The sequence below is a fragment of the Lactobacillus kefiranofaciens genome (assembly GCF_900103655.1).
Classification (GTDB): domain Bacteria; phylum Bacillota; class Bacilli; order Lactobacillales; family Lactobacillaceae; genus Lactobacillus; species Lactobacillus kefiranofaciens.
Genome location: NZ_FMXC01000007.1, coordinates 20,989 through 35,095 on the forward strand (window position 1 = coordinate 20,989; position 14,107 = coordinate 35,095).

14 protein-coding genes and 1 pseudogene are annotated in these 14,107 nt (G+C 35.8%); 10 read left to right on the forward strand and 5 right to left on the reverse strand.

Translation table 11 applies throughout. The annotated features are described in order from the left end of the window. Nucleotides 1-81 precede the first annotated feature (81 nt). From BLP58_RS04155 to BLP58_RS04185, 8 genes and pseudogenes are all read left to right on the forward strand, one after another. Nucleotides 82-873, forward strand: a complete 792-nt coding sequence (locus BLP58_RS04155) for an alpha/beta fold hydrolase (RefSeq protein WP_013854237.1) — start codon at nt 82-84, stop codon at nt 871-873. 82 nt (nt 874-955) lie between these two features. Further along, nucleotides 956-2,011, forward strand: coding sequence for a [citrate (pro-3S)-lyase] ligase (gene citC, locus BLP58_RS04160; protein WP_013854236.1), 1,056 nt, complete (start codon nt 956-958; stop codon nt 2,009-2,011). Further along, the gene (citD, locus tag BLP58_RS04165) at nt 2,001-2,294 is read left to right on the forward strand and encodes a citrate lyase acyl carrier protein (protein ID WP_013854235.1); all 294 of its coding nucleotides are present in this window, start codon (nt 2,001-2,003) and stop codon (nt 2,292-2,294) included. Before citC ends, citD begins: the two co-directional genes overlap by 11 nt. Continuing rightward, nucleotides 2,294-3,208 carry an aldolase/citrate lyase family protein gene (locus tag BLP58_RS04170; protein WP_013854234.1) on the forward strand — a complete coding sequence of 305 codons (915 nt, stop codon included), beginning with the start codon at nt 2,294-2,296 and terminating at the stop codon, nt 3,206-3,208. Before citD ends, BLP58_RS04170 begins: the two co-directional genes overlap by 1 nt. Further along, complete coding sequence (gene citF / locus BLP58_RS04175; protein WP_013854233.1) at nt 3,198-4,739, forward strand: citrate lyase subunit alpha; 1,542 nt, start codon at nt 3,198-3,200, stop codon at nt 4,737-4,739. The genes BLP58_RS04170 and citF overlap by 11 nt, the downstream gene beginning before the upstream one ends. Nucleotides 4,740-4,981: 242 nt before the next feature. Continuing rightward, a pseudogene (locus BLP58_RS04180) lies at nt 4,982-5,439 on the forward strand (DUF441 domain-containing protein). Between the two features lie 30 nt (nt 5,440-5,469). After that, a complete protein-coding gene (locus tag BLP58_RS12075) occupies nt 5,470-5,631 on the forward strand; it encodes a hypothetical protein (RefSeq protein WP_013854231.1) in 162 nt (53 codons plus the stop codon). Between the two features lie 12 nt (nt 5,632-5,643). Next, the gene (locus BLP58_RS04185; RefSeq protein ID WP_013854230.1) at nt 5,644-6,027 is read left to right on the forward strand and encodes a DUF1828 domain-containing protein; all 384 of its coding nucleotides are present in this window, start codon (nt 5,644-5,646) and stop codon (nt 6,025-6,027) included. Nucleotides 6,028-6,055: 28 nt separating this feature from the next. On the opposite strand, the gene BLP58_RS04190 is transcribed toward BLP58_RS04185, so the two are convergent. Then, nucleotides 6,056-6,391, reverse strand: a complete 336-nt coding sequence (locus tag BLP58_RS04190) for a transporter (RefSeq protein WP_013854229.1) — start codon at nt 6,389-6,391, stop codon at nt 6,056-6,058. A 17-nt stretch (nt 6,392-6,408) separates the two neighbouring features. After that, the gene (locus BLP58_RS04195) at nt 6,409-7,347 is read right to left on the reverse strand and encodes a sugar-binding transcriptional regulator (protein ID WP_013854228.1); all 939 of its coding nucleotides are present in this window, start codon (nt 7,345-7,347) and stop codon (nt 6,409-6,411) included. A 176-nt stretch (nt 7,348-7,523) separates the two neighbouring features. Between BLP58_RS04195 and BLP58_RS04200 the strand changes: the two genes are divergently transcribed. Further along, nucleotides 7,524-8,870, forward strand: coding sequence for a threonine/serine exporter family protein (locus BLP58_RS04200; RefSeq protein WP_013854227.1), 1,347 nt, complete (start codon nt 7,524-7,526; stop codon nt 8,868-8,870). A gap of 50 nt (nt 8,871-8,920) precedes the next feature. Here BLP58_RS04200 and BLP58_RS12625 read toward each other — a convergent pair whose 3' ends face one another. The 3 genes from BLP58_RS12625 to ybaK form a co-directional block, all read right to left on the reverse strand. After that, entirely contained in the window at nt 8,921-9,295 is a 375-nt protein-coding gene (locus BLP58_RS12625) for an LPXTG cell wall anchor domain-containing protein (RefSeq protein ID WP_158306213.1), read from the reverse strand. 476 nt (nt 9,296-9,771) lie between these two features. Continuing rightward, nucleotides 9,772-12,117 carry a YSIRK-type signal peptide-containing protein gene (locus BLP58_RS04210; RefSeq protein WP_025084116.1) on the reverse strand — a complete coding sequence of 782 codons (2,346 nt, stop codon included), beginning with the start codon at nt 12,115-12,117 and terminating at the stop codon, nt 9,772-9,774. A 440-nt stretch (nt 12,118-12,557) separates the two neighbouring features. Further along, a complete protein-coding gene (ybaK, locus tag BLP58_RS04215; RefSeq protein ID WP_013854224.1) occupies nt 12,558-13,067 on the reverse strand; it encodes a Cys-tRNA(Pro) deacylase in 510 nt (169 codons plus the stop codon). Between the two features lie 61 nt (nt 13,068-13,128). Here ybaK and prmA point away from each other — a divergent pair, with 61 nt between their 5' ends. Next, entirely contained in the window at nt 13,129-14,076 is a 948-nt protein-coding gene (gene prmA / locus BLP58_RS04220; protein WP_013854223.1) for a 50S ribosomal protein L11 methyltransferase, read from the forward strand. Nucleotides 14,077-14,107 lie beyond the last annotated feature (31 nt).

A 14,107-nucleotide genomic window follows, 5' to 3' on the forward strand; every position in this document is an offset into this window, starting at 1 on the left:
AAATTAAGCAATCTGGAATTCCCGGATTGCTTTTTTGCGTCATAATATTAATTGAGCCAAATAAATGAAAGAAGAGTAAAGATGAAATTCAAAACTAATGACGATGTGATTTTACATTATACTGATACTAGTGAAAAAGAAAAGCCTGTTTTACTGGGAATTCCAGGCATCGGTGGATCTATTCAGATGTGGCGAAATTTGATTGCTTTATTTAATGATAAGTATCGTTTTATTATGCTAGATCCACGTAATCAAGGTCAGTCTGAGAGAACCTATCGCGGACAGCGAATTAGCCGTCATGCTGTAGATTTAGAAGAATTAATGGTTAAACTTGATTTGCATGATGTTGTAGCAATTGGTAATTCCATGGGGGCAGCTAACCTTTGGGCATACTTATCAATTTATGGTAAAGGCAGATTAAAAGCGATGGTTGATTTGGATCAATCGCCTAAAATGATTGCAGACAAGAGTTGGAAGTATGGTTTTAAGGATTTGAATTGGAATAATTATCCGACGATGCTAAAGTTTGATTTTGGTAAAGCATTTTATCACCATATTGATGACCAGATTTTTCAAGCTGCTAAAAAGGAATACCAAGAATTTCCTTATGATCCCGCTGAAAATTATAATTGTTTAGTCGAACATGCAGAACAGAATTGGCGGGACATGATTATGGATATGCCAGTGCCGATGCTAATTATTGCGGGTGAAAAATCGCCATTCTTTAATCCAGAGTTTATTAAAGCAGTGAAGTTTTTAAACGAAGATATTAAGACAGCGATTATTCCAGAATGTGGACATTTGCCCCAAGCTGAGCAACCAGAGAAGACTTATCATATCATTACCGACTTTTTGAATAATTTAAAAAATTGATTCATAAATTGAAATAATTCAAATAATAGAGTAAACTATATTTATGAAAGCGATTACTCAAAAATAGTTAGGTGGCATGCTTATGGATCAAGTCGTTGATTTGTTTTTAAGTGACGCATCAACTCGAAAGAAATGGGAGGAATTATTAAGTTCACTTGGTTTGCATGACTTCAGCGAACGTGAAGTTGACGTAATTGACCATACAATCGGGCTAAAAGATGAAGAAGGCAATTTAGTTGGCACGGGTAGCGTGGCTGGCAATGTTTTAAAATATATCGGCGTAAAAAATGACAATATGGCCCAAGGTGCACGTTTTAATAAGGTTGTTTCAAGCTTAATGCAGTATCTAGTTAATGAACGAATTTTTCATTCATTTGTATTTACGAAGGCAAAATATGCGACAAGCTTTGAACATTTGCACTTTAATTTACTGGCCAAGACGGATACGGCTGCTTTTCTTGAGAATGGCATGCCGGATGTTACCGACTATGTTGCCGATTTACCTAAAGTTGAAGATCAAGCAACCAAGAAGGTTGCAGCCATAGTGATGAATGCTAATCCTTTTACCTTAGGACACCAATATTTGGTTAAATTGGCTAGTGAAGAGAATGATTTAGTTTACGTTTTCGTTGTCGCTAATGATGCTTCATTGTTTAGTTTTGATGAGCGTCTCGAATTGGTTAAAGCGGGCACTAAGGCATTTGCCAATGTGAAGGTTGTCTCAGGTGGAGACTATATGGTATCACCGGCAACTTTTCCAGCATATTTCTTAAAAACACCAGCCGATTTAATCAAAGTACAAACAGTAATCGATGCTGCTGTATTCAAAAATAAGATTGCCCCGGACTTAAACATTCACAAACGTTATTTAGGTCAAGAACCGTTTTCAAAAACCACCAACTTCTATAATGAAAGTCTAATAGATGAGCTTGGACATGATATTGATGTAGTAGTTGTTAAACGCCTTCAAGAAAATCAAGAAATTGTCACTGCTACTAAGGTAAGACAATTAATCAAGGCAGATAAGTTAAAGGAAATCAGTAAATTCGTACCGCCAACAACGTATGAATTTGTTAAAAAAAACATGGATGAATTACAATCCAGAATTAAGAAAGGAATGAAAATTGATGGAAATTAAAACCACAGCCGTTGCTGGAACACTTGAAAGTTCTGATATTCAAATCATGATTTCTAAAGGTTCTAACGGCATTGAAATCGATTTGGAATCGGAAGTTGAAAAAGCATATGGTGATCAAATTAGAAAAGTAATTACTGATACTTTGAAGAGCTACGGACTTGAAAATGCTAAAGTTAAGGCAACTGATAAGGGTGCACTTGACTGTGTAATCAAGGCTCGTACTTTAGCTGCAGCACAACGTGCAACTGAAACGCAAGATAAGCCAGATTTGGAGGTGCTCTAATGACTTACGTTAAGAATCGTTTGCGTAGAACTATGATGTTTGTACCTGGCAACAATCCAGCCATGATCAAGGACGCTGGTATTTATGGTGCTGACTCAATCATGCTTGATTTGGAGGACTCAGTTTCATTAACCGAAAAGGATGCTGCCAGAATGCTTGTTTACGAAGCAATTAAGACAGTTGATTTTGGCGTTAGTGAGATTGTTGTCAGAGTTAATGGACAAGATACGCCATTTTATGACGAAGATGTTCGTGCGATGGTTAAAGCTGGTGTCGATGTTATTCGTTTGCCAAAGACTGAATCAGCAGCCATGATTCAAAAATTGGTTAAGGATATTGAACACTGGGAAGATGAATATGGCATTGAAAAAGGCTCAATCGGTGTAATGGCTGCTATTGAAAGTGCCAAGGGCGTTTTGAATGCACCAGAGATCGCTACTGCAACGCCATTAATGATGGGCTTAGCCGTATCAGGTGAAGATTACACTGCAGATATGCATACGCACCGTTATCCAGATGGTCGCGAATTGGAATTTGCTCGCAACATGGTTTTACAAGCTGCTCGTGCTGCTGATGTATATGCTTTTGACACTGTCTTCTCCAATATGAAGGATACTGAAGGCTTCTATCGTGAAACCAATTATATTCATGAATTGGGTTATGACGGTAAGAGTTTGGTAAATCCACGTCAAATTCAAATGGTTAATAAAGTCTTCAACCCATCCAAAGAAGATATTGAACAGGCCAAGAATGTTGAAAATGCTATTCGTGAAGCTAAAGCTAAGGGTTCAGGTGTTATTTCACTTAACGGTAAGATGGTTGATAAACCAGTCGTAGAAAAAGCAACCCGTGTCCTTGAAACTGCTAAGGCTTCTAACTTGATTGATGAAGAAGGTAACTACATTGGAGAATAAAGTTAAACGCGAATTACCAGACGATTTAATGAACAAAATGGGATTAAAGCCATTTGAAACTACAGAAATTGGTCATCCAGAAGTAAAACGTGTAGCTCCTAAAGTCAGAGTTACTACTGGTCAAAACAAGATTGTTGATTCACTTGATGAAGTAATCAAGAATAACTTGCAAGATGGTATGACAATTTCATTCCACCACCACTTTAGAAATGGTGACTTTGTCTTTAATTTAGTTATGGATAAGATTATTAAGATGGGCTACAAGGATTTGACTTTAGCTCCAAGTTCATTGACTGGTGTAATGAATGATAAAGTAATTGAAGCAATCAAGAAGGGTGTAATTACTAACATTACTTCTTCAGGGATGCGTGGCTCCTTAGGTGACTTCGTTTCTCATGGCGGCTTGAAGAATCCAGTTATTTTCCGTTCACACGGCAATCGTGCTCGGTCAATTGAAGATGGAGAAATCAAGATTGACGTTGCTTTCTTAGGCGTACCTGTATCAGACCCAGCCGGTAACGCTAATGGTCAAGATGGAGATGCTGTCTTTGGCTCATTAGGTTATGCTTTAATGGATGCACGATATGCTAATAAAGTGGTTTTGTTGACAGATAATATTGTTGACTATCCAAATACTCCTGCATCAATTAAGCAGGATCAAGTTGATTATGTAGTTAAAGTCGATAAGGTAGGAGATCCTGATAAGATTGGTTCAGGTGCTACTCGTTTCACGAAAGACCCTAAGGAATTGAAGATTGCTCAAATGGTTAACCAAGTAATCGTTAACTCACCATATTACAAGCAAGGCTTTAGTTTCCAAACTGGTTCAGGTGGTGCCGCATTGGCTGTAACCCGTTATCTTCGTCAAAGCATGATCAAGGACGGCATCACTGCTTCATTTGCCTTAGGTGGTATCACTAAGCCAACTACTGATTTACTTGAAGAAGGCTTAGTCAGAAAAGTAATGGATGTTCAGGACTTTGACAAGGGTGCTGCACAATCGATGGCTAATAATAAGAATCAACAAGAAATTGATGCTTCTTGGTACGCTGATCCACATAACAAGGGTGCCGTAGTAAATAACCTTGATGTTTCTATTTTATCAGCTTTGCAAATTGATACTGATTTTAATGTTAATGTAATGACTGGTTCTGATGGCGTAATTCGTGGCGCTGTAGGTGGTCACCAAGACGCAGCAGCTGGTGCTAAGATGACGATTATTACTGCTCCACTTGTTCGTGGCAGAAATGCAACTGTTGTACCTAGTGTTGAAACGATTGTTACCCCAGGTTCATCAATCGATGTTTTGGTAACTGAGCGTGGTATTGCAATTAATCCAGCTCGTCAAGACCTGATTAAGGCATTTAAGAATGTTCCAGGACTTAATATTTTGGACATTAAAGACTTGCAGAAGATGGCAGAAAAGCAAGTTGGTGCACCAAAGCCACTTGAATATACTGATAGAACTGTTGCTTTAGTTGAATACCGTGATGGTACAATTATTGATGCAATTAAAGAAGTTAAAGACTAGAGAATAAAAATAATAAAAAGAGTTGACAGTCTATGCAAAAATAGGATTGGTCAACTCTTTTTTATTTTTGAAGAACAAAACAGTCTACCGGTTTTAGGGTAGACTGTTTGCATATACATCTATTGTCCTGAGTAACTATAGTATGACAGCTCTATTTAAAAAATTCACTTATTTTGTCTTGAAGTTTATTTTTTGATAAAGTAAGTAAATACTGTACGCAATTAGAATAATGGGGGATATAAATGGAAAGTTGGTTGTTTTTAGCATTAGTCTTAGCAGTGGCCGTAATTGGTAAAAATATGTCGCTAATCATTGCCACAGGAGTAGTTATGCTTTTTAAGCTATTACCATTTACCAGTAAGTGGCTGCCTACGATTCAAGCAAAAGGAATTAATTGGGGAGTAACCGTGATCTCGGTGGCAATTTTAATTCCAATTGCTACTGGACAGATTGGTTTTAAAGATTTGGTTAAAACTTTTAAATCACCAGCTGGATGGATTGCAATTATTGCTGGTATTGCAGTAGCTATTTTATCGAGATATGGTGTTGACCAGTTGGCGGCTGTTCCGCAAGTTACAGTGGCTTTAGTATTAGGTACTATCATTGGTGTGGTAGTATTTAAGGGGGGGGTGCAGCTGGCCCTGTAATTGCTAGTGGGATGACTTACCTAGTAATCACTTTGTTTAATTTGCATTTTTAGATGCTATAATTTAAAAAAGAGGTGAGTGCAATGACAATAATTGTACATGAGAATATGACGCAACGACTTGATGATTATTTAGAACGTCGTTTACGCAATTATGAAGTCATTACGCCGCCGATTCCTAAGAGACCTAAGATTATTACGATAGACAATAAGAAAGATAAGCATCGTAAAAAGAACGCTAATTAACGAGGTAAAATAATGAATAAAAAAGAACGAACAGAACAACTAAATATGAAAATTGGCGCTTATGTAGCTACTGAAACTAAAACTATTTGGGTAGACGAACATACTATGCAAATTGCAACTATCATGATTGATGCATATGGCGATACTGTGTATGTTTGGGCAGAAGACCATGGTGATTATTGGCGAATTACTGATGGCGGACGAATTTTGTTCAAACTTGATCCTAAGGCTGAGGACAAGGAATTAAACGAGACAGCACAGGATATCGCATATGGTTCAGGCTATGAATTTGATCCGGAACATTATGAGATCTATGTAGATGTTGCTCAAGAAAATGTAGCGCAAGTTATCATGAAATTGGCTCAGTTAGAAGTAGCAATTTCATATTTAGGCTAAAAAAAGCTGCCATTTTTTGGCGGCTTTTTCATTTAGTCTTAAAATGATTAACGTGCTGCATAAAGATAAAAAATGCAGACACTATATTAACAATTACAGCAGGCAAAGCTAAGACGGCAGTGAAGCCGTATAGTGCATTGCCAACTACGCCCAGGATCGGTCCGACTAGCGAGATCTGCAAGTTATGGGATTGAACTACAGCGATGGCATTAATAATTACGCCAATCCAGGCAAATAGATAAAAGAACATTGCTACCCTAGTAGTAAAATCGGCACCAAAGATTGCAAACCATGATGCAATGAAGAGTAAGCAATTAATTAAATTGATCGCCCCAATCCAGATGTCGTATTTAGATTTTTTCATTTTTTCCTCCAATAAAATTATGCCATATTTTGTAAAACACGGTTAGCGATGACATCATTTGTCACTAGATGAGTTAATGTTCCAGTTCTTAAAGCACCAAGTAATGCGGTTGCTTTAAATTGATCTCGAACAACGCAAAAGCGAATCGGCGTTTTCATAATATCAGTAATAGAAACACCACAGATATGCTTTTCAAAATTCTGGAAAAAGTGACCGTCGATATCATAAGGTCGGCCCATGATTGTACCTGCAACTTTTTCTTCGGGGATATCTTTAAACAATATAGGTACATAATTTCTGTCTAAGAACTGATTAACTTTGATTGACTGCATGGTGCCAATCCCTGTGAAGAGTAGATCTAAATTATGATAGCAGGTCTCAATCACTTCAAAATAAGGCTCGCGTTTTAATTCCATAATCAAGTCAGAATTGAGCATATAAAGAGGCGCTGGTAAAGACAGACTTTGTACGTGCAATTTTTCTGCTGCTTTTTGAGCTAATGGATTCTTGCGACGGTTAGCATTAATTGCCTGTCCTAATAATTGAACGAAATAAAGCTGATTTAAGTTTTTTTCGTCAAAGTCATTAATAATGCCACGCATCGTGGAACCCCAACTGATGCCGATTGTTTTAGCATTTTTTAAATAAGTTTCAATCTGTTTAGCAGCGAAGTTAACGATGGCTTCTGCATCCTCATCTTTATTTTCAGAACTTTGCAAAATGAATGCTTCTTTAAGATTGAACTTTTTTTGAAATTCTCGTTCTAGTTGTTGGTTACGCTTAATGCGATGAGTGATTTGAATTTTTACAATTCCACGGTTCTCTGCATCTTCTAATGCTTTAGCAATTAGATAGCGTGAAAGATCATATTTCTGTGAAATTTCTGCAATATTTAGCTTGCTTAAATAAAAGTCATGTGCAATTCCAGCAAGTTCTTGATCAGTTAATTGTGCCAATTTTTATCCATCCTTTATCACTTTTTAATTGATATGTTAATTATAAATTTAAAATAGTCAAATGGCGTATAAAATTTTGAAAAAGTATCAATAAATTGCCTCCTCCAAAATGTGTTAAAATAGAGAAGTTAATTTTTGCTAAATTTTAAAATTGTGAGGGAAAGTAAACATTACTGATGAAAGAAAAGGAACGAGAATACCATTTATCGAAAAAACATCATATGAAAATTCTATGGGAAGAATTTTTTAAGAGTGATGATGATACCATGGCTCAAGATGCCACTCTGGTTGATAAAGCATCGATCGTTGGTCGTGTCGGGATTATGCTTTTGAGTTGCGGTACTGGTGCTTGGCGTGTGCGAGATTCAATGGATACAATTGCTCGAACATTGGGAATTACTTGCTCGGCTGATATTGGTCTAGTTTCAATAGAATATACTTGCTTTGATGTAGATAATGAATCTTATTCACAGACATTGTCACTCCCATCCACGGGTGTGAATATGACCAAATTAAATGCGATGGAAAAATTTGTCCGTCAATTGGAAGCAGGCCATGGTAAATGGACGATTGGGCAGATTCATAAGCGACTACGTGAGATTGAGAGCCAAAAATCAGCATATTCTTCATTAATTGCTGGTTTAAGTTCTGGATTAGCCTGTGCAGGCTTTATATTCTTGTTAGGTGGAGGCTGGCCGGAAGTTATCTGTGCTTTCTTTGGCGCAGGTGCAGGCAACTTTGTCCGTGCAGGTATGGGAAAGAAAAAGATGACTTTGGTGTCAAAGATTGCTGTAGCAGTTGCAGTTGCTTGTGCAGTTTACTTTTTGTGTTTCCACTTGGGGTTACTGCTATTTCACTATGATTATCATCATGCATATGGCTATATCGGTGCAATGCTGTTTGTGATTCCAGGTTTTCCATTTATTACATCTGGTCTGGACATGTCAAAGTTAGATATGCGTTCAGGTTTGGAACGCCTGACTTATGCCGTTTTGATCATCATTATTGCTACAATGGTTGGTTGGGGCGTTGCCACTATTTTGAACTTGCATCCCGGATCAATGCCTAAGTTAAATATAAATTCAGGTATGCTCACGTTTTTAAGATTAATTGCCAGTTTCTGTGGGGTATTTGGCTTCTCAATTATGTTTAATAGTCGTCCAGATATGGCTGCTACAGCCGCAATTATGGGCGCTATGGCGAATACTTTGCGGCTAAGTCTGTTTGACTATGGTCATATGGCTCCTGCCTTAGCTGCTTTTATTGGTGCGTTAATGGCAGGTCTACTTGCAAGTATCGTTAGAAAAAAGGTTGGTTTTCCAAGAATTGCAATTACTGTTCCTTCAATTGTTATTATGGTGCCAGGTCTGTATATGTATCGTGCCGTATTTAATTTTGGGGTGACGAATATTAATATTGGTGCTTACTGGATTACTGAAGCATTGATGATTGTGATTGCCTTGCCATTAGGGTTGCTAGCTGCTCGTATCTTGACAGACAAGAAGTGGAGACATGCAGATTAAATGAAAAAGAGACGAAATTTAAGTTTCGTCTCTTTTTTTGTGATTTTGAATTAGTTTTTATGCTTTTTTCTATCAATTGCTAAGCTAATTAAGCCACCTAATGCAACTAAGCTTAGACCAAGAATGTCTAATTTCGCTTTATTTTCTCCGGTTTGCGGAAGGGTATTATAGCCTTGGTTTTTACTTTGAATGCTTACGTTAGATAAGTTATTCCCTTTAGGTTCAGTATTATTGAATGAACTGCTCTTAGGAATATTGCTATGACGATAATCATGTTGACGTTCATTACGTTTATGATACTTGCCATTTTCACCCCATGGATTATTATTATTGCTCCAATTATGTGATTGTTTACCAGTTTTCTTAACTATTTGTTTAGGATGACGAGTAGAAGTCTTGTGTTTAGTGGGTTGGGTAGGCTCAATAGGCTCAGTGGGCTGAGCTGGTTTAGTCGATTAACTGGTTGAGTAGGTACTGTTGGCTGAGGCTTTGATGGATTAGGACTAGGCTGTGGCGTTGGGATAGGACTAATTACATCGTAAGGTACTTGAACATCAATTTTAGCGTTAGCTGGCAAAGCCGAGATTTCATTATTGTTGAATGTAATCAGTTGAATCTTGCCATTTTTTCCTTTGACAATCAGCAATTCTTCAGTCTCATGTTTGCCAGAAGTATCTGTAATAATAAACTTACCCTCGGGATTTAATTTATAATGATCATCTAAATTTTGTGGCAGTTTACCAAATGGAATTGCTTTAAATGCCAGCTCGATATTGCTATTGTCTTTAGCCGAATCTAAAATCCAATTGCTTTCAGTTGACTTGTGAGTTACTAGGTCAGTTTTTATATTTCTGACAAAATTCAGTTCGTAGTCTAGTGGCCGATAAGTAGCAGGAACTTTTTAACCTTGCTTGGGACCATTCTCATAGTAGTAAGAGATATGCTCTTTGACACTAGCAATCTTTTTTTCATTCTTAACGTTATGTATAAAGTGTAAAACAAAAGTTTGATCTACATTTTCGTTATTATCGAATTTGCCATATGAGATATTGGAATATTTTTTATTTGTAGTAGAGCCTTTACCAGTAACGCCATTGAATATGTAATGGTTATTTGTCAAAAAGCTTACAACTGAGTCTGCATTTTTAAAGGAGATATCTTGTTGAGTAGAATTATTGTCTTGCTTTTGGTAATTGTCATCGATCTTTGTTTTTTGTGAGTGTTGGCTTAAATAAGTATCTAGAGGTTCATTATCCGTGTCATCGTAGAAAGTAACATGAGCGGCTTCTGTTACATAATATGGAATAGTGATGACATATTTGTCCTCATTTTGTGCTGAAGCAGTATTAATAACCAGTTGATGATCAGAGTTTAAATTAAAGTGTTGATCATTCTTAGTAACGATCATTTGCCCGAAATCAGCTGTATATTTTTTAGCAGCTTGTTTTGAAGCATTAGGTTTAATGATAATCTTATTATTTGAAATATCTTTCCAAGTTTTTCCGTTATCTTCGCTATACTTAGTCCAAGTTTTTCCGTTATCTTTTGATAAGAATTTAATTGTAGCAGTAGTCGAATCAAAAGGACTATTTGATAATCTACTACCATTTTTATAAACGTGATTAATTTGATAATTAATAAATTTGGTTTGTTGATCAATATTACTGTCCGATTCACCACTTATTTTATTAGTCCAGCTTGTAGTTTGGTGGTCAATTTGTTCACCAGTTCCATTTAAAGTGTGAGTATATGCAATAGTAGTACTGTCATTAGGAATTGCAGTAGCATTGCCTAAAAAGGTATCTAGTTGAATAAAGTAAGCGTGTTTACCATAGTTATTATTACCGTTTATTTTAAATGGCCCTTTTTGTGAAACTTTAAATCCATTGTGGTCTTTTTTAGTAGTCGAATCAACATATGTTAAATTTGTTTTTAATAGATTTTCGAATTCTGGTTTTTGATTTTGTCCAGTTGCAATCTGATTATAGTAAGTAGAATTTTGAGTTTGGTCTTGTGGATCGTGATAGTAATCAGCTACTCCATGACGATAGCCATTGTTATCAACTGCCATACCAGTCGGGACCTCAAATACCTTAATAGAAGATGGAATTAAAATTTGACCGGAACTAAAAGAAGTACCAAAAGTGGCATTTATTAATGAATAAAGGTTAGTATTGTTTTTTTGACTACCATAATTGAAGTAAATTCCCCATTGAAGAATTTTGCTATTTTCGTTTAATTTAAAATCCTTAATATCAGCTGTTGAAAAGTTGCTTTTTTCGGCATAGCTACCGTTAACACTATTGAAGGTTTTTACGCCCATTAGGAAGCCTTTTAAAATTTCTCTCTTTGAAACTTTTTCTTGATAAGGCTTTAGATCGGCGGTGAAGGCAGTATATGAAGTATCGTTGACTTTAATAGCAAATTTTTGATCATTAGTATCACGTTTAATAAAATCTGAATTACCTTGAACAGGAAGAGTAAGTTTTAAATCTTGAGGTTGTCTCATAGTTGGAGAAGACCATTTAGCCACAATTGAACTGCCATTTTGTTTATCTTCGCTAGGAACGATGGTCCAAGTTGATTTCTTGTCGTTTTTATCAGGAATTATTTGCTTTTGATAAGGAATTTTAAAATCTTTGTTTTTTCCAGCATTTGGCAAATTAATAGTTAAGGAACTGTTATTATCTAATTTTGGATTAGTAACTTTAATAGTAATATTTACTGTATCTTGACCTGCCATTAAGGATACATTTTTTTGTTTATCTATGGGAGTAGTATTATTTCCGTCTTTATCTGTTTTGTTTGCAGTAACCTTGATTGTTTCATTAGCAACTGTTTTTCTTTCAAAGAAAGCAGAATAAGGGTGGTTACTCTTTTTTACATCAAGGGAAGTTTCTTTATCATTATCATTTAAAGTACTATCAGTTATTGAAGCTTTTAAAGTATTATTGGTTGCTGGAGCTTTATCATTTGATTTAAGGGTAGTGTCCGTCTGTTTATTAAAGTCTGCGGATGCCGGGTTAGAAACCTCATCTGCTTTGGGGTGTTGTGACTTAGCTTTGGTCTTCACTTGAGAGACTGATTCAGGATTATTTTGTGTATCAGCTTGCACTAATTGACCATTTTCTAAGAAAAAGGCGGTTCCTAGTGTCACTGCAGCTAGGCCAACAGTTAATTTTCTAAAGCCAAATTTGGGTTTACCATTAAATTTATTATTAAAAATTAAATCATTTTTATGTTTCATATCTAGACCTCGTATTATTGGAAATTTAAAAGAATGATCTTTCTTAAGTCATTCTTACACTAGCACAAATAAATAACGATATTCATAAAAATTATGAATTAATTTAAAGTTTTTTTACAAAAATCTATATATCAAGTAAAAAGTATTCACATGACAATATTTTATGTACATAAATATAAAATAGCGATCATCAATATGAAACAATAAAAAAAGAGCAGTATTAAACTACTCATTTTTAAATATCATTAACTTGCAACTTTATTTGGCTATTGCTAATGCTGTCACAACAAGTGCAGCGATAATAGCGACTGTAAAGCCGACAATCCCTAATAATATATTCAATTCAGTCATCTTCTTCTATAATCAGTCACGTTCTACATGTGGTACAAAACTAGTTTAACATAAAAATAAGATAATGACTTAATAAATTTGAAGCGCTTTCACTCTTTTAAATCAACGAATGGAGCATGACAGAACTTAGCCAAGTCTTTTGGATTGAGAAAAACGCTTCGACCAAGTTCACCACTTGAAACAGCAATTTCATCGTTCTTTTTCATTGAATCATCAAGATAAATAGGTAATTTTTCCTTAAAATAAATACCAATTGGAGTGTTTGCACCATGAATGTAACCTGTCGTTTTGGCTAATTTCTTTAAAGGAAGCATTTCACATTTTTTATTACCAGATACCTTAGCCAATTTTTTCATGCTGAGATGCTCAGTAATGGGCACAACCCCAACTAAAGGGCCAGTTTTATTTCCTTCACAAACCAAGGTTTTGTAGACTAAATGCTCTTTCTCTTCTAAAATAGAAGTGTCCATTTGTGCGACCCCACCTTTATCTTTGGTTACCGCAAATGAAGCTTGATGATACTTGATCTTATGTTGGTCTAAAATTTTTTCTACTAATGTTTTTTCAAGTTTATTCTTTTTATTTTTCTTCTTTGACATATTTATCACCTTTAATCATGATAGCATTGCTCAAAGAAAATCCCAAAGGAGTTTTACATTAATGAAATTATTAATTATTAAAATTGACACTAGTCATGAAGTAGAAGATGCGCTTGGCATTTATGCAATGGATAATCTAAATGCATTAGGGATTGAGTCTAGACAGCGCAACGATTTTGAACAAGCAGGGTGGTTGCATGACTCAACCGTGGTTGAGATGGATGATATTAAGGATTTACCTAAGGATACCTATTTTTATGCTTATTTTGACGAAGAAGCAGATAAGGATGATTTAGTTAAAAAGTTTGCGGAAAAGTTGCAAGAGCTGCAAGGTTATGGTCTTAAGATTGGGGATGCAAAAATTACTACTTCTTACATTAAAGATCAAGATTGGAATACCGCTTGGCAGAAGTACTACCATGTCATTGATTTTTCAAGACACTTAGCAATCGTTCCTGAATGGGAAGACTATCAGCCAGCTTTTAAGGATCAAAAGCTGATTAAGCTTGATCCAGGTTTAGCCTTTGGTACTGGCAATCATAAGACTACTCAACTTGCGATGATGGGGCTTGAACGCGATATTACTAAAAAGCCAATTAGTGTGGTTGATGTTGGTACTGGATCCGGTATTTTAGCCATTGCAGCGGCGAAATTAGGTGCTACTGATATTTTAGCTACTGATATTTCTGATGAATCAATGACTGCAACTAAGCAGAATGCTGCCTTGAACCAAATCAAAAATATTCGAGTGCAAAAGACTAGTTTATTAGCTGATGTTAAAGGAAAGTTTGATATTATTGTAGCTAATATTTTAGCTGAAATTTTGCTTGATTTGATTCCGCAAATGGACGCCCATCTAAATGAAGGAGGAAAGGTTATCTTTTCAGGGATTGATTACAAGCAGTTGCCTAAGATTCAAAAATCTCTTGCTGAGAATGGGTTCAAGATTGATCTAACTATGAGACAAGGTCGCTGGATTGGGTTAGCAATTACTAGAAAAGATAAATAAACGTGGTAAAATAATATCAATTAAATTAAAC